Annotated in this window: 19 protein-coding genes; 5 read left to right on the top strand and 14 right to left on the bottom strand. The window is 44.3% G+C overall.

Features of this window, described 5'->3' with window-relative positions; translation table 11 throughout:
• Positions 1 to 37: 37 nt before the first annotated feature.
• From ACVBDU_RS13930 to ACVBDU_RS13895, 8 genes are all read right to left on the bottom strand, one after another.
• Complete coding sequence (locus ACVBDU_RS13930; RefSeq protein WP_447180343.1) at positions 38 to 895, bottom strand: YicC/YloC family endoribonuclease; 858 nt, start codon at positions 893 to 895, stop codon at positions 38 to 40.
• A 230-nt stretch (positions 896 to 1,125) separates the two neighbouring features.
• Positions 1,126 to 1,884 (bottom strand): 3-keto-disaccharide hydrolase, encoded by a 759-nt coding sequence (locus ACVBDU_RS13925; RefSeq protein WP_447180342.1) that lies wholly within the window; start codon positions 1,882 to 1,884, stop codon positions 1,126 to 1,128.
• A gap of 20 nt (positions 1,885 to 1,904) precedes the next feature.
• Entirely contained in the window at positions 1,905 to 2,666 is a 762-nt protein-coding gene (locus ACVBDU_RS13920) for a 3-keto-disaccharide hydrolase (RefSeq protein WP_447180341.1), read from the bottom strand.
• 42 nt (positions 2,667 to 2,708) lie between these two features.
• The gene (locus ACVBDU_RS13915) at positions 2,709 to 3,779 is read right to left on the bottom strand and encodes a sugar phosphate isomerase/epimerase family protein (RefSeq protein WP_447180340.1); all 1,071 of its coding nucleotides are present in this window, start codon (positions 3,777 to 3,779) and stop codon (positions 2,709 to 2,711) included.
• Positions 3,780 to 3,834: 55 nt separating this feature from the next.
• Complete coding sequence (locus ACVBDU_RS13910) at positions 3,835 to 4,974, bottom strand: Gfo/Idh/MocA family protein (protein WP_447180339.1); 1,140 nt, start codon at positions 4,972 to 4,974, stop codon at positions 3,835 to 3,837.
• A gap of 211 nt (positions 4,975 to 5,185) precedes the next feature.
• On the bottom strand, positions 5,186 to 6,319 hold the full coding sequence (locus ACVBDU_RS13905) for a Gfo/Idh/MocA family protein (protein ID WP_447180338.1): 1,134 nt from the start codon (positions 6,317 to 6,319) through the stop codon (positions 5,186 to 5,188).
• 192 nt (positions 6,320 to 6,511) lie between these two features.
• Complete coding sequence (locus tag ACVBDU_RS13900; RefSeq protein ID WP_447180337.1) at positions 6,512 to 7,744, bottom strand: nucleoside permease; 1,233 nt, start codon at positions 7,742 to 7,744, stop codon at positions 6,512 to 6,514.
• Positions 7,745 to 7,834: 90 nt separating this feature from the next.
• Positions 7,835 to 8,845, bottom strand: a complete 1,011-nt coding sequence (locus tag ACVBDU_RS13895; protein ID WP_447180336.1) for a sugar phosphate isomerase/epimerase family protein — start codon at positions 8,843 to 8,845, stop codon at positions 7,835 to 7,837.
• Positions 8,846 to 8,981: 136 nt separating this feature from the next.
• Between ACVBDU_RS13895 and ACVBDU_RS13890 the strand changes: the two genes are divergently transcribed.
• The 4 genes from ACVBDU_RS13890 (at position 8,982) to ACVBDU_RS13875 (ending at position 12,717) form a co-directional block, all read left to right on the top strand.
• Complete coding sequence (locus ACVBDU_RS13890; RefSeq protein ID WP_447180335.1) at positions 8,982 to 9,134, top strand: hypothetical protein; 153 nt, start codon at positions 8,982 to 8,984, stop codon at positions 9,132 to 9,134.
• A 224-nt stretch (positions 9,135 to 9,358) separates the two neighbouring features.
• Positions 9,359 to 11,071, top strand: coding sequence for a GMC oxidoreductase (locus ACVBDU_RS13885; RefSeq protein ID WP_447180334.1), 1,713 nt, complete (start codon positions 9,359 to 9,361; stop codon positions 11,069 to 11,071).
• 10 nt (positions 11,072 to 11,081) lie between these two features.
• Positions 11,082 to 11,723 carry a gluconate 2-dehydrogenase subunit 3 family protein gene (locus ACVBDU_RS13880; RefSeq protein ID WP_447180333.1) on the top strand — a complete coding sequence of 214 codons (642 nt, stop codon included), beginning with the start codon at positions 11,082 to 11,084 and terminating at the stop codon, positions 11,721 to 11,723.
• 61 nt (positions 11,724 to 11,784) lie between these two features.
• Positions 11,785 to 12,717, top strand: coding sequence for a hydroxypyruvate isomerase family protein (locus ACVBDU_RS13875; protein ID WP_447180332.1), 933 nt, complete (start codon positions 11,785 to 11,787; stop codon positions 12,715 to 12,717).
• Between the two features lie 77 nt (positions 12,718 to 12,794).
• Here the strand turns inward: ACVBDU_RS13875 and ACVBDU_RS13870 are convergent, their stop codons facing one another.
• The 3 genes from ACVBDU_RS13870 to ACVBDU_RS13860 form a co-directional block, all read right to left on the bottom strand.
• Positions 12,795 to 13,457, bottom strand: coding sequence for a VOC family protein (locus tag ACVBDU_RS13870; RefSeq protein WP_447180331.1), 663 nt, complete (start codon positions 13,455 to 13,457; stop codon positions 12,795 to 12,797).
• A gap of 3 nt (positions 13,458 to 13,460) precedes the next feature.
• Positions 13,461 to 14,051: a GDP-mannose pyrophosphatase NudK gene (gene nudK / locus ACVBDU_RS13865; protein ID WP_447180330.1), complete on the bottom strand. Its 591-nt coding sequence runs from the start codon at positions 14,049 to 14,051 to the stop codon at positions 13,461 to 13,463.
• 82 nt (positions 14,052 to 14,133) lie between these two features.
• Complete coding sequence (locus ACVBDU_RS13860) at positions 14,134 to 14,622, bottom strand: c-type cytochrome (RefSeq protein WP_447180329.1); 489 nt, start codon at positions 14,620 to 14,622, stop codon at positions 14,134 to 14,136.
• 375 nt (positions 14,623 to 14,997) lie between these two features.
• Here ACVBDU_RS13860 and ACVBDU_RS13855 point away from each other — a divergent pair, with 375 nt between their 5' ends.
• On the top strand, positions 14,998 to 15,477 hold the full coding sequence (locus ACVBDU_RS13855) for an acyl-CoA thioesterase (protein WP_447180328.1): 480 nt from the start codon (positions 14,998 to 15,000) through the stop codon (positions 15,475 to 15,477).
• Positions 15,478 to 15,566: 89 nt separating this feature from the next.
• Here the strand turns inward: ACVBDU_RS13855 and ACVBDU_RS13850 are convergent, their stop codons facing one another.
• Genes ACVBDU_RS13850 through ACVBDU_RS13840 form a run of 3 tightly spaced genes read right to left on the bottom strand, consistent with a single transcriptional unit; the run spans position 15,567 to position 18,898 of the window.
• Positions 15,567 to 16,148 (bottom strand): GNAT family N-acetyltransferase, encoded by a 582-nt coding sequence (locus ACVBDU_RS13850; protein WP_447180327.1) that lies wholly within the window; start codon positions 16,146 to 16,148, stop codon positions 15,567 to 15,569.
• Positions 16,149 to 16,163: 15 nt separating this feature from the next.
• Entirely contained in the window at positions 16,164 to 17,561 is a 1,398-nt protein-coding gene (locus ACVBDU_RS13845; RefSeq protein WP_447180326.1) for an MATE family efflux transporter, read from the bottom strand.
• A gap of 11 nt (positions 17,562 to 17,572) precedes the next feature.
• A complete protein-coding gene (locus ACVBDU_RS13840) occupies positions 17,573 to 18,898 on the bottom strand; it encodes a lysine N(6)-hydroxylase/L-ornithine N(5)-oxygenase family protein (protein WP_447180325.1) in 1,326 nt (441 codons plus the stop codon).
• Positions 18,899 to 18,986: the final 88 nt, after the last annotated feature.

Below are 18,986 nucleotides of genomic sequence, written 5' to 3'. Positions count from 1 at the left end.
CTGAATAATCTGGTTTGGGAATGCTTCCTGAAAAAATTTACAATACGTTAAGTAGTTGTTCTTTGATTTTTTCCAGTTCGTCTTTCATTTGCACGACCAGTTTCTGCATGGGCGCATAATTGGCTTTGGACCCTATGGTGTTTATTTCCCTTCCGATTTCCTGGGAGATAAACCCGAGTTTTCTACCGTTGGAATCGTCAGATTTTATGGTACTGAGAAAGTATTCCAGGTGGTTAGACAGGCGCACCTTCTCTTCGGTTATATCGAATTTCTCCAGGTAGTAAATGAGTTCCTGCTCAAAACGGTTTTGATCTACATTTTCGCGGATATCCGCAACCGCTTTCTCCAGACGTTCCCGAACCTGGACCATACGTTCCGGGTCCAGTTGTTTTACCTGGTCCAGCAGGGAAGAGATATTGTTTATGCGTAGCAGAAAATCTTTTTCCAGGGCTATTCCCTCTTCACTGCGGAAAGTATTGATCTCTACCAGTGCTTCTTCCAGTGCTCGGTTTATGGCTTCGTATTCTTTTTCGTCGATATCGCTGCGTTCGGTTTTAAGGGCATCGGGCATCCTTACTGCCATTTTCAGAAGCTCTATCTCTTCTCCGTTAACAATATTTTTCAATTGTTTTATATACTGGTTTACCACGGCTTCGTTGACCTGCGATGAGGTTTCTTCTCCGGTGACCTCCACGTACAGGCTAAAGTCTACCTTGCCCCTTACCAGGGTATTGGCAATAGTACTCCGCATCTGTAGTTCTTTTTCCCGGTACTGAGAAGGAACCCTGGCATTTACATCCAGGCTCTTGCTGTTGAGCGATTTCAGCTCTATCGTTATTTTTTTGTTGGAAAGCTGTATTACAGACTTCCCGAAACCTGTCATAGATTTTATCATCCGGTTTTTTTAAAGAAAAGTTGCACAAAGGTAAGTAAAATAGAAAAGTTTAGAAAAAGCTATGGCATATAGGTTGATTTACGGGTACTTTATAGGGGGAAAGTAGCTGAACACGGAACTTTTCCGAAAATGATGCCTGAGCAGATTTATTATTCAGGGTTCTATATAAAACAACGGCGCCCCGTATGATGGCAGGACACCGTTATGATTTATAGCAATGGAAGGCGGAATTATAATTCCCGTATCCATATGTTTCTGAAGCTTACTTCGCTACCGTGGTCCTGTAACTTTATAGGGCCTTTGCCATGTAGTTCGTTTTTGGGCCATCCGATGTATTCCGTGGTTCCTTTGATCTCTACATGATCCTGGACCAGGATACCGTTGTGTAACAGGGTAATGGTTCCCGGTTTGGTTTTTTCTCCGGCATCGTTAAATTCCGGGGCATGGTATATGATATCGTACGTATTCCATTCGCCTGTTTTTACAGAGGCTTTGGCAAGGGGTACAGATTGTTTGTAAATAGCTCCTACCTGGCCGTTTACATAGGTGTCATTGTCATTATTGTCCAGCACCTGTATCTCATAACGATCCTGCAGGAATACCCCGCTGTTTCCGCGGTTTTGTCCGTCCCCTTTTATTTTCCCGGGAGATTTCCACTCCAGGTGCAGTTGAACGTCACCAAAGCTCTTTTTGGTTTGTATATCTCCTGTTCCCGGTTTTACGGACATGCTTCCGTCCGCATTTAACGTCCATTGTGCTCCGGATGAAGTTTTTGTGCTGATCCACTCATCCAGGTTCTTACCGTCAAACAATACGATTGCGTCACTCGGGGCACTGCTTTCGGTAGCAGGAGTTACTACGGGCGGAACGGGTTCATAAAATTCCGTTTCCTCCGGTTTTGTGGGTTCTTTTTCCCCCTGCTTTTGCTGTGCACGGGTGTATATACTTCCGAAGAGGCAGATGGTAATGAATATATGTGTCTTTTTCATCTTTGTTCTTTTTTCCGGCATTATAATTCCTTGATCTTTATATTCCGGAAAGAAACTCCATTGCCATGATGTTGTAGTCCGATTTTCCCGGTTTCATAAGCACCGAAACCTTCCCAGCCGTTAAACTTGGAATTTTTAATCATGTTCTCCCATTCTTCACCATGTACGGGGAACTTAACGATTTCCACACCGTTGAGCCATATTTTACCCTCATTGGCGTTGTGGTCTATCTTCAGGACCATGGTGTTCCATTCACCTGCAACTTTGGCTACATTTTCGGAGGGGGGGACCATATCATAAAGGGCACCTGCCTGATGTGTTTTTCCGGCTTTGGCATCAGGATGCCTTTCATTATCCAATACCTGTACTTCCGGGCCTGTTTGGTATGGTTCATGTAATTCGGGTATTTCCTTTACACCCCAGAAGACACCACTGTTTCCTCCTTCGGAAATTTTCCATTCGAGGGAAAGTTTAAAGTTGGTATAGTCTTTATCGGTTACCAGGTTTTTTCCACCGGCTTTACTGTTATTATCCGGCTTGAGTACCAGGGTGCCGTCTTCGATGCTCCATTCGGGAGAGATTTCATCGGAATTATAACCATGCCATCCGGCAAAGGTCTTACCGTCAAAAAGGGGTTCCCATTCTCCTTCTTTCTTTTTTTCCTGCTTTTCCACACTGGCTGTTTCTTCTTTTGAAACGGATTCCTGTGTGTCTTTTTTGTTTGTCTCTTTACAACCTGCCAGGAAAACCAGTGCCAGGGCACAATAACTTATCTTCTTCATATTAATGTATTTTTTTGCTAATTAATCCGGATTGGGTATTGCTTAAGACAATCCCAGTATTTTCTTTAGTTTTTCATCATCCGTATCTGCACCGGCAAAATCGTCAAATGCTTTTTCCGTAGCTTCGATAATATGATTTTGAATGAACGGGGCTCCTTCGCGGGCTCCCTGTTCCGGTGATTTTATACAGCATTCCCATTCCATAACGGCCCATACGTCACATCCGTATTGTGTGAGTTTGGTGAAAATGGTCTTAAAATCCACCTGCCCGTCTCCCAGGGAACGATATCTTCCAGCCCGGTCCCGCCAGTCATTGAAGCCTCCGAAAGCTCCTTTTTTCCCTGTAGGATTAAATTCGGAATCCTTGACGTGGAAGGCTTTTATGAATTCGTGATAATGGTCGATATAGGAGATATAGTCAAGTTGCTGCAGTACAAAGTGACTGGGATCGTACAATATGTTTACCCTTTTGTGATTGCCGGTGGCTTTTAAAAATCTTTCAAAAGTATCTCCGTCGTGCAGGTCTTCCCCGGGGTGGATTTCGTAGCATACGTCCACATCATTTTCATCGTAAATATCGAGGATGGGTTTCCAGCGTTTTGCGAGTTCTTCAAAACCCATTTCCACAAGTCCGGGCGGACGTTGCGGCCAGGGGTGTGCAGTGTGCCACAGGAGAGATCCGGAAAAGGTGGCATGTGCTTTAAGCCCTAATCTACGACTGGCTACCGCGGCCTTTTTAACCTGGTCTACGGCCCATTCTGTCCTGGCTTTCGGATTGTTTTTATACTTGTCCGGGGCAAAATTATCGAACATAATATCGTAAGCCGGATGCACCGCTACAAGTTGTCCCTGAAGGTGTGTGGAGAGTTCGGTTATTTCCAGTCCGTAGGAACCTACTTTTTCTTTGAGTTCATCGCAATACTCCTGTCCTTCCGATTCGTCTGCACTTCCCGCCTTGTCCAGGTCTATCAGGAAAGTTTCGGGAGTGGGTATCTGAATGCCTTTATAACCCAGTCCGGCGGCCCACTCACACAGACCGTCCAGCGAATTGAAAGGCGCTTTGTTGTCTACAAACTGTGCCAGAAATACGGCAGGGCCTTTAATTGTTTTCATTATGATTAATTTAACTTTTTATAGAATTTGTGTGTTTTCCCGGGAATTTTCATAGTTACATCTCTACCCAGGCAGTATTGTTCTTATCGCTTTCTACTGCGGCATGTATGAACCGGACTCCTTTTACACCGTCACTTACCGTAGGGTAGTCCGGATTTTCAAAAGGTTTATTTTCCAGTACACTCAAAAGGTGTTTGCCAAAACTCCTGTAAATGGTGGCAAAGGCTTCCAGGTATCCTTCGGGATGTCCTTTGGGTATCCGGGACACGGCTCTTACCTCATCGTAAATAGAATTTCCGTCCGGGGTAAACGTCTGTTCCGGTTTGTCCACCCATTTGACATAGAGCCGGGTAGAATCTTCCTGGTTCCATTGAATACTACCTTTACTGCCGTATACACGTATAGCCAGGTCGTTTTCTTCGCCTACCGCTATCTGTGAGATAGACATGGTGCCTTTTGCGCCGTTTTTCATACGGAACAGGATGTTTCCGTCGTTATCCAGAACCCTGCCTTCGCCGATCCTTCCGAGGTCGGCTGCTATTTCGGTAATGTCTGTTCCCGTGATATAAGAAACCAGGTTTTCGGCATGGGTGCCAATATCTGCCAGGGAACCTCCCACGCCTGATTTTGTCGGGTCGGCCCTCCAGGGTTTTATAGCGGCCTGCTCATCCAGTTCGGCTGCCATCCATCCCTGTAAATACTGAATATGGATTTTCCGGATTTCTCCGAGATCGCCGTTTTCTACCATTTTCCTGGCCTGTTTTACCATGGCATTGCCAGTGTAGTTGTGGGTCAGGGCAAATAGAAGTCCGGTTTCCCGTACCAGTTTCTCCAGGGTTTTTGCTTCTTCTACCGTGAGGGTCATGGGTTTGTCACATACCACGTGAAACCCATTCTCCAGGGCCATTTTTGCAGGCTCAAAATGGAGGTGGTTGGGGGTGACAATAGATACGAAGTCCATTCGTTCCCCTTCGGGAAGTTCTTTTTCCTTTAAGATCATTTCCTGAAAACTGCCGTAACACCTGTTTTCGGGGAGGTAAAGCGATCTCCCGGTTTCTTTGGATTTTTCAGCAGTGCTGTTAAAGGCGCCGCATACCAATTCTATCATACCATCCATGGCAGATGCTTTTCTATGGACACCGCCCATAAAAGAACCGATTCCGCCACCGATCATACCCATTCTTAGTCTTCTCATTTTTTTCTGTTTATTTTTTAGCCGCTAATTCACGGATCATCGAAAGTCTTTCCTGAAAAAGGATGCCAAAAAAGTACAAAATATATGTTGAAAATTAAACAAGTTTAACTGCATTTAACCTGAGAGGTACTTTAAAAAACGTTTTTCATACACTTTCTCTTCCGTAAAAAGAAAATTTTTCAAAAACATTCGCGTTCCCGGGATGCAAAACTTATACGTTTACCCAGACATTCCCTTTCTTATGAGACTCAACTACTTTCTCAATGAAATTCATTCCGCGAACGCCATCAATCATAGTGGGAAATTCTCCGGGGTGGTGTTTTTCGTTCCGGATAGCTCTTGCAACCCCTTTATATATATTACCCATGGAGTCGAAAATACCTTCCGGATGCCCCGGGGGCAATTTGCTGCCGTCTAAAGACAGTACACTGTTATAAGCATGTCCGGGCTTTAATACTTTTAACGGCCCGTCTTCGGTCAGGTGATACAGGTAATTCGGGTTTTCCTGTTCCCATTTTAATCCCCCTTTGTTTCCGTAGATATTTACTATGAAGTTATTCTCCTCGCCGGTTGCAATCTGGCTGGTGCGTATTAGTCCTTTGACGAATTCGGAGAAACGGAGAAGTACGGTGCCGTCTACATCCATTTTATTGTCACCGTATACGTAATTGAGGTCTGCCAGTATCTCTTTTACTTCCATTCCGGTAACATATTCTATCATGTCAAAAGCGTGTGTGCCAATGTCTCCTATACAACAACTGATTCCTGATTTTTCCGGGTCCAGTCGCCAGGTTGCAGCACGTTTTTCCGCATCGTGAATGATAGGGTTGATCCATCCCTGGTAATATTGAACATCGATCTTTTGTATAGTACCGATAACCCCCGACGCGATCATTTCCTTCATCTGGCGGACCATCGGATACCCGGTATAGGTATAGGTTACTGCAAATATGGTATTGGACTTGTCGAGGATCTCTTTCAATATTTTAGCTTCCTCATAGGTAGTGGTCATCGGTTTTTCGCAAATGACATTAAACCCGTTCTCCAGCAGCTTTTTGGCCATTGGGAAATGAAGGAAGTTGGGTGTCAGGATGGAAACTACCTGCATCCTTTCGGTTTCGGGGAGTTTAAGTTCTTCTTCGATCAGCGTGTCAAAGTCTTTATACACCCGGTTGGTAGGGATACCAATTTTCTCGGCAAAGCCGATATTCTGTTCAAAATCAGGGTTAAATACGCCGCCCACTAATTGATAACTATCGTACATGGAGGAAGCAACACGGTGCAATACCCCGATCAACGAATCGCCACCACCTCCGAGAATTCCTAATCTGATTTTAGTGCTCATTTTTTAGTTTAGTATGTTATTTCTGTTTAAAATTAAAATAGAGTAGAGTTAAAATGAAATGGAAATCCGGAGTATCCGGATTTCCGTCTGTATATTCAAAAATATTTAGGATCATAATAAAGAACACTTCACTTTAAGTTGTCGTAAATCATAAACCCTACTTATCATATATATCCAATTCAAAATGGCTTACTACTCTTTATATTCTATTTTTTCGTTTTTAAAGAAGAGTAAGAATAAGATCATTACTCCCAGTGCAAAGAATGCCGGATATGTCCATATGGATTTCCAGTCGTGCGACCCGTCGGCCATTAAGAATTGGTCTGATATTTTTCCGGCTACCCAAAATCCTATCAGCATACCTACGCCGTAGGTGGCCAATGTAATAAGCCCTTGTGCTGCACTTTTATATTTTTCACCGGCTTTGGAATCGGTATAGATCTGCCCTGATACAAAGAAGAAATCGTAACAAATTCCGTGAAGGGCAATCCCTGTCAACAGCATAAATACTAATTCGCCTGCATCACCATAGGCAAACAGTAAATAACGTATTGTCCAGGCCAACATACCTGCTAATAATGTCATTTTAATACCAAACCGTTTAAAGAAAATAGGTAGCAGCAACATAAATAACACTTCTGAGGCCTGGCCTATGGTCATTTTTCCGGTCGGGTTTTCCATACCAACCTCTGCCAGGAACGGGTTTGCATTTTGATAATAAAAAGCAAGAGGAATACATATCAATACGGAAGAAAGAAAGAAAACCAAAAAGTTTTTACTTTTCAATAGTTTTAAAGCATCTAATCCGAGGATTTCTGAAATTGAAGGTTTTTCTCCGGATATTTTTGCCTGAGGAGGTGTTTTAGGGAGTGTAAAGCTGAACAAGCCCAAAATGGCTGAAGCAACGGCAGTCATAAGAAAAGTATTTTTTAGGAGGCCTTGTTCAATACCTGCGGAGGAATCCCAATTAAATACAAAGCTAATAATGAGCCCGGCTGTAATCCAACCAATAGTCCCAAAAACGCGAACAAGAGGGAATTGTTTGGCAGGGTCTTTCATTTGATTAAAAGAAACGGAGTTTACCAGAGCAAGTGTTGGCATGTAGAGGATCATATATCCTAAAATATACGGATAAAAGGCACTAAAGTCAGCAGCATATGCCATCTGATACATTAAAACGGCTCCTATTAAATGAAGTAGCCCTAATATCTTTTCGGCATTAAAATATCTGTCGGCAATTAGTCCGATAATAAAGGGGGCGATGATCGCTCCCCACGATTGTGTGGAAAAAGCCATGGCAGTTTCGCCACCGGTAGCTTGTAAGTTGTTCCCCAGAAAGGTTCCAAGAGAAACAAACCATCCTCCCCAGATAAAAAATTCGAGGAACATCATCAGGGAGAGCTGGAATTGTGTTTTTTTATTCATAGATGGTTAGATGTTAGATTTAAGATATGAGATTTAAGATGTTAGACGAGTTACGAACAAATATGCCGGCAGGGCTGAGATCGCTTTGAGCTATGAAATTTGTTTTGCAGCATCGATCAGCAGTTTTTTAGTGGCGAGAATACCTTCCTCTTCACCGAGTCTTTCTCCTTCATATTCTACACCGATATACCCGGTGTAACCTGCATTTTTAACAATTTGAAGCATTTTTATGTAATCTATACTTGTTTCGTTCCCGGTTGCATCGAAGTCGTAAGATTTTGCACTTACTGCTTTGGCGAAGGGCATTAATTCTTCCACTCCTTTATATTTGTCGTATTCTTCCACACAGGGCGCTCCCCAGGGTTCGCCGTTTTCCCTTTTTATGCAGAAATTACCGAAATCGGGCAGTGTTCCGCAGTTTTTCATGTTTACTTCCTGCATGACTTGTGCCAGCAGGGCGCCGTTGGAGGAAAAGCCTCCGTGGTTTTCTACCAGTACGTTCACATTGGATTTCGCGGCATATGCGGCAAGTCCGGACAAGCCTTCGGCAGCGTATTGTTTCCATGCATCGGGATCCTGTTCGCCGAAAAGGTTTACCCGTATGGAATGACAACCCAGTGCAGCGGCAGCGTCTACCCATTTATGGTGAGTTTCTATGGCTTTGGTCCGTTCTGCCTTGTCCTTAACCCCGAGATTGCCTTCTGCATCTACCATGATAATAAGGTTTTTTATATCATTGTCCGTACTGCGTTTGTTGAGTTCCCTGACCAGATTATTGACAGCAGTAACGGAGTTGGAATTCTTTTCCAGCTCTTTCCGATATAACTGGCTTACATATTCCAGTCCCTCAAATCCCCATTCTTTTGCTTTTTTCGCAAAATCTAACGGGTCAAAGCCTTGTTCCATGATCATTCTGTGGATAGACCACTGCGCCAGGGATAATTTAAAGAAGGGTGAATTTTCTATTTCAGCAGCAGTCTCTTCCGTTGTCAAAGGCATGGCCGCTTTGTCTTTTTTAGGGTCCTTGCAAGCATATAGTCCTAATAACGATAAGGCTACGCCGGCTTTACCGGAATTCCCTATAAAATTTCGTCTGTTCATTGTAACGGGTATTTTAATTTCAGAATTGCTAAAATAATAAGTTTTAAAAGTAATATGCTTTGTATTAACAAAAAAAATATCAAAAAAATGTATGGATTTTATATATTTGGAAGAATTAACCTATAAAAGTATTATCATGAAGAAAAAAAAGTTAGAAAATTTAAAGTTAAACAAGAGAACTATTTCCAGTCTTTATGTGAAACAAATAAGAGGAGGACAGGGAGAAGAAGAGGATTATCCAACCGAAAAAACAGGATTAAGTCATGTGTCCCGCTGTCCGGCATGTTAGATGTTCTGTAATTTAGAGTAATAAAACAGATTATGGCTTTATACTGGCTAAAAATCCCATCAAAACTTTGATGGGATTTTAATTTGCTTAAAGGGATATTTCAGAATTGCTAAAATAATAGGTTTTAAAAGTAATATGTGTTTATCTTCCAAAAAAAAATATCGAAAAATATATAAAATTTATATATTTGAAGCTTACTCTAATATAAAAACAAATTACGAATAATGGGCACTATGTACTATAATCCTCCGCAGGAGGAATACGATGCTATTGTAATAGGCACCGGAGTGAGCGGCGGATGGGCTGCTAAAGAACTATGCGAGAAGGGATTAAAAACCCTGGTGCTGGAACGGGGGCGCATGGTTAAACATATAGAAGATTATCCTACGATGCACCTGGACCCATGGGACATGGAAAACGGAGGGGCTGCTACGCAGGAAGACCTTCGCAAGCAGGGAAAGCAGGCAAGGACCGGTTATACTGTCCGGCAGGATACCAAACACTTCTTCGTAAATGACCTGGAACATCCCTATAATGAGGTAGAACGTTTTGACTGGATGCGGGGATATCACGTAGGAGGACGTTCTATTATGTGGGGAAGGCAGAGTTACAGGCATGGTGACATTGATTTTGAAGCGAATTTAAAGGAGGGCATAGCCGTAGACTGGCCTATCCGTTATAAAGATATAGCACCTTGGTACGATTATGTGGAAAAGCACATAGGGGTGAGTGGTGAAAAACTGGGTTTACCTCAATTACCTGACGGACAATTCCTCCCGCCAATGGAACTCTATTGTGTGGAGGAAGACCTGAAAAAAGCTATGGCCAGCAAGTTTGACGATGGAAGATTATTGACTATTGGTCGGGTAGCGCATTTAACCGGGGGGCAGTTTGATGGGAGAAGCCATTGCCAGTTCCGTAACCGTTGTGCAAGAGGATGTCCTTTCGGAGGCTATTTCAGCAGTAACTCTTCTACACTTCCTGCTGCCGAACGTACCGGAAATATGACTTTGAGACCGTTTTCTATCGTACACGAAATTATGTATGATAAAGATAAAAAACGGGCCACCGGAGTCAGGATTATAGATGCGGAGAGTAACGAAACCTATGAGTTTAAAGCTAAAGTGATCTTTGTCTGTGCTTCCGCTATCGGGTCTACTTCAGTCCTGATGCAGTCCAAATCCGAGCGTTTTCCCGAAGGAATGGGGAATGATTCCGGGGAACTCGGCCACAACCTGATGGACCACCATTTCCAGGTTGGAGCTTCTGCAAAAGTGGATGGTTTTGAAGATAAATATTTTAAAGGCAGAAGGCCTAACGGATTTTATATTCCGAGATTCCAGAACCTGGGAGGAAATACGGATAGAAAAGACTTCCTGCGTGGTTATGGCTACCAGGGTGGCGGCGGAAGAGGAGATCTTACCAGTACTGTAAAAGAACTGTCATATGGTAAAGAGTTGAAAGAATTAATACTTCAACCAGGTGGATGGGGTATTAATATGACTGCATTCGGAGAAATGCTGCCGCACCACGATAATAAGATGTTCCTGGATTATGAAAAGACGGATAAATGGGGCCTTCCAACCGTAACTTTTGATGCTAAATTCAGGGAGAACGAATACAACATGAGGAAAGATATGAAGCAGCAGGCTGTAAATATGCTGGAAGCAGCCGGATTTAAAGACATTAGCCCTTACGACAATCCCGGAGCTCCGGGTCTCGGTATCCATGAAATGGGAACGGCACGTATGGGAAGAGACCCTAAGACATCCGTGTTAAACGGGAATAACCAGATACACGCGGTACCTAATGTATATGTGACCGATGGGGCTGCTATGACTTCTGCCAGTTGTGTGAACCCTTCGCTTACCTATATGGCGCTTACTGCCCGGGCAGCGGATCACGCGGTGAACGAACTGAAAAAAATGAACATTTAAACCAAATGCCATGCAAAGAAGAGACGCGATAAAAAATATAGGACTTTCTCTGGGGTTTGTTGCTGCTACCCCGACCTTGTTGAGCATACTTCAAAGTTGTACGGGAGACCCGAAAGTAGAATGGATCCCGGAATTCTTCACTCCTGAAGAAGGTAGTGTGCTGTCTAAAATGGTGGATATTATCCTCCCGAAAACCGACGATCTTCCCGGGGCGGCGGAATTGAATGTGCCGCAGTTTATCGATAAATATATTAACGAAGTGTACAGCCCGGAGGACCAGAAACTGGTAAAGGACGGAATGAAGGCTTTTACCAATAAACTGGGGGTTAAAGATCCTGCGGACCTTCCTAAAGTCAAAGAGGAAGAAGTGGAAAAAGTTATAGCTGCTACTTTGGGTGTAGGAGAAGATCAGAGAAAAGACCTCGAAAGAAAACTATGGGAGTACAGGGATTCTGACGATGGAGCTGCTCCGGAAAATGAAGATGCCCTGGTTTTTGGTTTTGTAAAAGACGTACGGGGAAAAACCATTTCCGGATTTAAGATCAGTGAATATATAGGTGAGGAAGTCCTCGCTTATGACCCCATTCCCGGAAAACAACAGGGCTGTATCCCATTGGAAGAAGCTACCGGAGGAAAATTGTGGTCTTTATAAAAAAAGTGCATCCCCGAACCTGTAAAAAGAGCGGGATGGCATTTGACTAAACCAACCAATTGTGAAAAGAAGAAAATTTGTACAGAATTCTCTTATGGCAACCCTGGGAGCTTCGGTGACTACCACCGGAGCTTTCGGCTTTGCCGGGAATACGAAAGAGACACCACAGGAAAAACATAAATTCAATCTTAAATACGCCCCTCACGACGGGATGTTTAAACACAATGCCGGGGGGGATATCATCTCCCAGCTCGAATATATGGCGGAGCAAGGCTTTACCGCTTTTGAAGATAACGGTATGACCGGACGCCCTGTCAATGTACAGGAAGCCATGGCCAGAACCATGCAGGACCTGGGTATGGAAATGGGAGTATTTGTCGCCCATAAAATATACTGGACGGAACCAAATCTCACCAGTGGAGACGAGGGGAAAAGAGAAGAATTTCTTGCGGATATACGAAAGTCCGTAGAAGTTGCCAAAAGAGTAAATGCCAAATGGGTTACCGTAGTTCCGGGGTATAAGGATTTCCGGAAGGAACCGGGCTATCAAACGGCAAATGTGGTCGAGTCTCTTAAACAGGCTTCGGGGATACTGGAACCTCAAGGTATAACTATGGTCCTGGAGCCTTTGAATTATATGAATCACCCCGGGCTGTTCCTGGAGAAGTCGGCACAGGCCTATGAGATCTGTAAAGCGGTGAATTCACCTTCCTGTAAGATCCTGTACGACATCTATCATCAACAGATAACCGAGGGGAACCTTATCCCTAATATAGAAGCAAGCTGGAACGAGATCGCCTATTTCCAGGTGGGGGATAATCCGGGAAGGAACGAACCTACGACCGGAGAGATCAATTACAAAAATGTCTTCAAATATATCTATGACAAGGGATTTCAGGGTGTTGTAGGTATGGAGCACGGAAATTCCCGGCCCAACGGAGAGGGAGAACTTGCTGTGATCGAAGCCTATAAGGAGGTAGATAAATTTCTGTAAACTTTTAAAAACTTAAAACAGACCATTTGTTGGTAAGAGCCGGAAACAATAAAGGGAACTACCGGCAGATAGTCTGTTTATTTTTTCTCCCTGTGGAGTATATGCTCCTGCCCCTCTGCCTCGAAGATTATTTTTGTCGGGAAAGACGATGCTTTTTGTGTGGAGGGAAACCAATCCCTGTCTGAAGCAGCCAGTATAAAAAGTCCTTCTTCATCTCCCATAACGGTAAAATGTTCCTGCGGAGGTTGTTTCGGATATATTTTTACCCCGTATTTTTCCGTGATTTCAGATGCAAGACCGGGTACATCATCGGTGACCAGTCCTATTTCACTGATATTGAGTATGGACAGGCCATCAAAGTCGCGATCGGATGCTTTTTTACGGTCATACCGGGTAATGTATTCCAGTATGTTGCCATTGTTATCGCGAAAGTAAAAGGATTTGGCGTTCCACCTGGAGAAATCTGCCATGGTTTCATTGTGTTCCTCTGAAAGGAATAAGATACCTACTTTTCCTTTCATCAGGGAATGGGCCTCTTCCAGCTTGTTGTTGGGAACATCAAAAGCAATATGGTATACCGGTTTTAATTTTTCCGATGTATTAAAAACGAGCAGTGTTTCCCCCGCCTGTATGTGTAGGGATGTATTACCGGAACGGACAGGTAAGCCCATAATGTCAGCATAAAAACCGGCTGTTTCTTCTAAATTATCCGTATTTAAATGTATTTCTTTTAGTTTCATGGCTTATGGGGGAGTGAGTAATTCGTTAGCCTGGGCATAGAGTATAAGAGCAATTGTTTTTCCGTCTTTTATTCTGCCGTCCGTAATCATGGCGATAGCCTCGGTAAAAGGAATTTCCATCACTTCTATTTCCTCGTGTTCACTGGCGAGTCCACCGCCTTCACTTACCCTCATCTCCGGGGAATATTCACCGGTAAAGAAATGAATGATCTCCGTTACTGCTCCGGGTGACATGTATGCTTCGAATATCTTTTGTACCTCCCGGATGCTGTAACCCGTTTCTTCTTCTACTTCCCGTTTGATGCAAGCTTCCGGACTGTCTTCGTCCAACAACCCTGCACATGCTTCTATGAGCATACCGTTTTTATTACCGTTGAGGTAGGTGGGCATGCGGAATTGCCTGGTTAGTACAACACTCTTTCTCTCCCGGTTGTAAAGTAAGATGACAGCTCCGTTTCCACGGTCGTAAACTTCTCTGTGCTGTACCTGCCACTCTCCGTTTCGGTCCAGGTATTCAAAAGTAGCTTTCTTTAAAGTGTACCAGTTATCCGAAAGGATTTCGGTTTCGATATTTCGTATTTCGATATCGTTCATAATGAGAGATTAAATTACAAAAAATTATCCCTCTTTCCATGGGAGGGAAGAGGGATAAGGAATAATGTGTATCCGGAATTTCTCAGAGTGTTCTTAAAAACTCTGCGATTGCCCTTGCTTCATCCTCCGAGAGGTTCTGGTCGAGCATCAGGGTTCCGTTATATTCTTCTACCAGTGCTTTGGCAATAGGATCTTCCTTCTGCATTTCATCCGGGTTGAGCATCATGTTCATAACCCATTCCGGACTTCTGCGCTCATAAATACCCTTGAGACCAGGCCCTATAAATTTCTGATCGGTTTTGTGACAGGCCGTACATTTTACTTTAAAAGCTTCTTCACCTTTGGCGGCCAGACCGTTATCGATATCGCCGAATTTTACTTCTTTAATGGGACCGATACCTTTGTTGTCCAGGTCCACCGGGACTTTGGAGGCCTGAGCTCCCGAATTTCCGGATTTCTTTTCAGTCTGGGTTCTTTCGTAACTGAATTTTTCCTTCTTTTCCTTTTTCTCTCCGCAACCTACCAGCATGACGGCAGTGCCCAATGCCATTGTCAGCAATAATTTTTTCATCTTTTCTGAATTTTTGCCCATGTACCCGGATATAGTTTGGAAATTATCGTGTACTTCTTCCCAAAATCGTTTCCCGGGTAACATTTATTGTTCATCTTGTTTAATACCCTGCCGGAAAAAGGATTACTCGATATTTTGATCCGGCTTTTGAGTTATTTATGGTTTAAGCCACTAATATAGGTAATAAAACAGATTTTGCCTGTCCCTTTTAACATATTTTAGAAACCTTTTTGTGATATTTAAAATATTAACAATGGGGAATTTCATGGCCGGTGGCGGAAGGTTGCCATTGGAGTTGTAATGCTGTGGTAGTGTTACACAAAAGCCTTATATTTACCATAATATTATGCGTGCATAAGATTAAAAGCGAAAATTATGTACTTTAAAGAATTTGATATTCGGTGGAGCGATATGGATGCCAACCGTCACCTGGCCAATTCGGCTTATATCAATTTTATGAGCCATACCCGTATGTCGTTCCTTATTGAAAACGGACTTACCCAGAAGGAACTGGCAAAACATCATATCGGTCCCGTAGTGTTTTACGAACATGTCTATTATTTCAAGGAAGTTTTTGCAGGGAAGCCGATAAAGGTTTCTTTGGAACTTGCCGGGATGAGTGAGGACGGTAGATTTTTTGAATTTCACCATAACTTTTATGACGACAAAGGGAGAAATTTTGCCCGTTGTGAAATGATGGGTGCCTGGATAGATATGAATACCCGAAAGCTTACAGGACTTCCGCCGGAATTCACACATATCCTGGATAGTCTCCCCAGGACCGCCGACTTTAAGGTGCTTACCAAGGAGAGTACCCGTAAATTCGGTAAACAACCAAGAGACCTGGAGGGATAATTGGCCGGTTGTTAGATTCTTAACAACTTATTGTGACAGACACACCAGAAAGCCAAAGAACCCGGGTGTGAAGGTTAACCGGTTGATCCCTAAGCATACAGGGCGGAAAGATATTGCTCCCTGTTACAAAATGCAAGGTAGGCGTCCTTTTCGGGAAGGGAGATCCGTTTTTGGTATACGAACCCCGCCCGTTTGTTGAGCCGGTGTATCTTGTCGTTCCTTACATCGGGTTCCACGATTATTCTTTCTATGGCTTTGTCACTAAACAGAAAATCGAGAATAGTGGTGAATACATGCCATGTAAATGACGGGATCTGACGTTCGGGAGGAGCAACGAGAACATGCATGCCCAGATCGGAGTTCTGCACTTCATAGTGATGTTTCAAGGGGGTGAGTCCCGGGTGGTAACGTTCGAGTAAAAAACTACGTTGTCCGTTAAAATACCCGGTAAAAACCTCGGTATGGTCACTCTGTACCAATTGGTAATAAGCATTTTTTACTTCTTCTATACTTGTGTTCAGCATTTGCCAGTATTTTGCACGGCTGTGGTTGACCCATTGATGAAGGTCTTCACAATCCTGTTCCGGTTCAAAAGGGCGCAGGGAAAATTCCCCGAGGCCCGGAACGGTTTTTTTAAATATACATGGCATGTCTGATATTGAATTTTTCATATACTCCATTACAGTTTATATTTTTATGTATTTCCACTTTTCTGTCCGGAACACGGCTATACAACATAAAGCCAATACAATTTCCGAGGCTACAATAGCACTGAAGATACCCTGTGCCCCAAGGTCAAAGAGAATGGCCAGGATATAGGCCACAGGAAGTTGCACGATATAGAATGTGAGTACGTACAAAAGAGTTACTGTGTTGATCTGCCCTGCCGCGTTCAGCGACCTGGATATTACCATAGTATATCCAAAGAATAAATACGCGATGGTCATATACCGGAGATACAGGGCCGTATGCTGCGCCACTAACGGCTCATCGGTAAACAGGGATACAACCGGGTTTGTGAACAGTAAGAGCGTGAGGGCAACGGCACTTAAAAAGGTCATGTTAAATATTCCGGTCATCCAGACGGATCGTGCTGCCCTTTCCGGCTGGCCTGCTCCGAGATTCTGACCGGTAAGCACCCCAGCCGCATTGGCGATCCCCCAGGCCGGCAGGGCGGTAAACAGGATAATGCGATTGGCAATGACATAACCTGCCAGAGCGTTCTCTCCCAGTAGCGATACCACGGCGATCATAAAAAACCGGCTTGATGCGGGCACCAGGTACTGGGCCGTTCCTGCTGCACCAAGGCGCCATAACTTTTTCATGACCGCTATAACGGGTTTCAACTGTTGTTTTTCAAAAGAAAGTATGCTTTTGTCTTTCCGCAGATACCAGTATTGATATAAGACTGCCGAGAGATTGGCAAACCCGGTTGCCCATGCTGCTCCCGGAAGTCCCAGGGCGGGGACCGGACCGGGGCCAAAGATCAGGACAGCGCACAATACAGCGTTAATAGCATTGCAAAGTAAAAGGGAACGCATGGCCATCACGGCCTGGCCGGCCCCCCGGAATATGGCGTTTATCAATACCCTCAAGATCATGAACAACACACTGCCAAACATGATCTTCGTATAGGTACTTCCTTCCAGGATCAGATTGTCCGATGCCCCGGCAAACTTCAGTATGTTTTTGTGAAAGATCATTCCGGCTATACTGAATAAAAGTGCAATGAATATGCCCGAATAAATGGCCTGGACTGCTGCGGAGCCGGCTTCTTTCCCTTTCTTTTCCCCGATTCTCCTGGAGATCAGAGCTGTTGCCGCAATACCAAGACCCACGGCCACCGAATGGAACAGGATGATCACTGAATTGGTGATACCCGATATGGTAACGGCGCCTTCTCCCAGGCTGCTTATAAAAAAGAGGTCTACTATGACAAACAGGGATTCCAGTCCCAGTTCCATCATAGAAGGAAAAGACAATAAAAAAGTAGCCCGGGCCACGTTGCCGGAAGTGAAGTTCTTTTCCGTGCCCCGGATAGCTGTTTTAAATAAACTGAACAGGGATTGAATTTTTAAGAGCATGCCTTTACGATTTATGGCAGGGTGGGTTTTTCTGTACGAAGAATGTTTATACTGTCTGCCCCGAACTGTTGAAAGGCGATCCGCTCTTCTGCCGGGTATACTTGCCGGCCGGCAATGCTGTTGATAATCCTTGAGTTACGGTAGGCGCCCATTCCCAGGTCCGGGGTCACGAAACCGTGAGTGTGCAATTCCGCATTCTGAACGTATATTTCGTTATGGTCGCGGTCTATGGTATAGTTCCTGCCTACATCGTATTTCCCCTCACGGTTCCACTGAATGCGGCTGGAAACGGGCTCCAGGAATTCCGGCACGCGGTAGGTGTAGCCTGTAGCCAGTACAAGTCCTTCGGTGGCAAAAAGGTATTCCTTTTCCTGTTCTGTATGGTAGAGTTCCAGTGTAAACTGGTTTTTCGTATACGTGGCGTTCCGGCATTCGGCATTGGTCATCAGGGATGTTTTTAGCGGGGAGGCCAGGCGCTTGGTATATAGCAGGTCATATATATCGTTGATGAGGTCGGTATTGATGCCTTTGTACAGGTGCTTTTGGCGGGATAGCAGTTTTTGTTTCTTTTCGTAGGGGAGGTCATAGAAATAATCGACGTAGTCCGGGGACGTCATTTCCAGTGTCAGTTTGCTGTATTCCAGGGGGAAAAATCGCGGGGAGCGGGTTATCCAGTGCAGTTCGTATCCGTAGCGGTCTGTTTCCTGGAGCAGGTCGTAGTATATTTCGGCAGCGCTTTGGCCGCTTCCCAATACGGTAATGGACCTTTTGTCTTGTAATTCGTGCTTGTGGTCCAGGTATACGGAGGAGTGGATAGCTTTATCGCGGATACCTTCACAACCTTTCGGAACAAACGGAACCGTGCCCGTACCGAGAACCAGTTTTTTGGCCAGACAGCTTTTTACTTCACCTGTTTTTGTGCATTGCGATATCACTTCGTAACATTCTTCCGAAGCATTGAACCGCACTTCCCGGACCCTGGTGCCAAACCGGACGTTGGGTAACCGCTTTGCTACCCACTGGCAATACTGGTTGTATTCATTGCGGAGCAGAAAGAAGTTTTCCCGGATATAGAAGGGATATATCTTTTTGTTTTGTTTGGCATAATTCAGAAAACTGAACTCACTGGTGGGGTCTGCCAGGGTTACCAGGTCTGCCAGAAAGGGCACTTGTAACCTGGAATCCTCCAGTAACATGCCGGGATGCCAGTTAAAACCCTCTGCCTGGTCCAGGAACATGCCGGATATGTCCTTTACGGGGTGCAGTAATGCGGCGAGTCCCAGATTGAATGGGCCTGTGCCTATGCCAATAATGTCGTATTTGTCTTTGTTTTGCATGACGTGTTTGTTTCGTACGGTATTTAAGTTTAAGTGCGGAGCCGGGAGAATAAGATCAGTTGTTATACGTGTCTCCAAAGTTCGATCT

This window comes from Sinomicrobium endophyticum, assembly GCF_052983315.1.
Note: the sequence above shows the minus strand (reverse complement) of the source record. Positions and strands in the feature narration are given on the sequence as shown.

Coding starts and splice junctions, on each gene's coding strand:
- ACVBDU_RS13930 (WP_447180343.1), bottom strand. CDS start 895: ATGATAAAATCTATGACAGGTTTCGGGAAGTCTGTAATACAGCTTTCC.
- ACVBDU_RS13925 (WP_447180342.1), bottom strand. CDS start 1,884: ATGAAAAAGACACATATATTCATTACCATCTGCCTCTTCGGAAGTATA.
- ACVBDU_RS13920 (WP_447180341.1), bottom strand. CDS start 2,666: ATGAAGAAGATAAGTTATTGTGCCCTGGCACTGGTTTTCCTGGCAGGT.
- ACVBDU_RS13915 (WP_447180340.1), bottom strand. CDS start 3,779: ATGAAAACAATTAAAGGCCCTGCCGTATTTCTGGCACAGTTTGTAGAC.
- ACVBDU_RS13910 (WP_447180339.1), bottom strand. CDS start 4,974: ATGAGAAGACTAAGAATGGGTATGATCGGTGGCGGAATCGGTTCTTTT.
- ACVBDU_RS13905 (WP_447180338.1), bottom strand. CDS start 6,319: ATGAGCACTAAAATCAGATTAGGAATTCTCGGAGGTGGTGGCGATTCG.
- ACVBDU_RS13900 (WP_447180337.1), bottom strand. CDS start 7,744: ATGAATAAAAAAACACAATTCCAGCTCTCCCTGATGATGTTCCTCGAA.
- ACVBDU_RS13895 (WP_447180336.1), bottom strand. CDS start 8,845: ATGAACAGACGAAATTTTATAGGGAATTCCGGTAAAGCCGGCGTAGCC.
- ACVBDU_RS13890 (WP_447180335.1), top strand. CDS start 8,982: ATGAAGAAAAAAAAGTTAGAAAATTTAAAGTTAAACAAGAGAACTATT.
- ACVBDU_RS13885 (WP_447180334.1), top strand. CDS start 9,359: ATGGGCACTATGTACTATAATCCTCCGCAGGAGGAATACGATGCTATT.
- ACVBDU_RS13880 (WP_447180333.1), top strand. CDS start 11,082: ATGCAAAGAAGAGACGCGATAAAAAATATAGGACTTTCTCTGGGGTTT.
- ACVBDU_RS13870 (WP_447180331.1), bottom strand. CDS start 13,457: ATGAAACTAAAAGAAATACATTTAAATACGGATAATTTAGAAGAAACA.
- nudK (WP_447180330.1), bottom strand. CDS start 14,051: ATGAACGATATCGAAATACGAAATATCGAAACCGAAATCCTTTCGGAT.
- ACVBDU_RS13860 (WP_447180329.1), bottom strand. CDS start 14,622: ATGAAAAAATTATTGCTGACAATGGCATTGGGCACTGCCGTCATGCTG.
- ACVBDU_RS13855 (WP_447180328.1), top strand. CDS start 14,998: ATGTACTTTAAAGAATTTGATATTCGGTGGAGCGATATGGATGCCAAC.
- ACVBDU_RS13850 (WP_447180327.1), bottom strand. CDS start 16,148: ATGAAAAATTCAATATCAGACATGCCATGTATATTTAAAAAAACCGTT.
- ACVBDU_RS13845 (WP_447180326.1), bottom strand. CDS start 17,561: ATGCTCTTAAAAATTCAATCCCTGTTCAGTTTATTTAAAACAGCTATC.
- ACVBDU_RS13840 (WP_447180325.1), bottom strand. CDS start 18,898: ATGCAAAACAAAGACAAATACGACATTATTGGCATAGGCACAGGCCCA.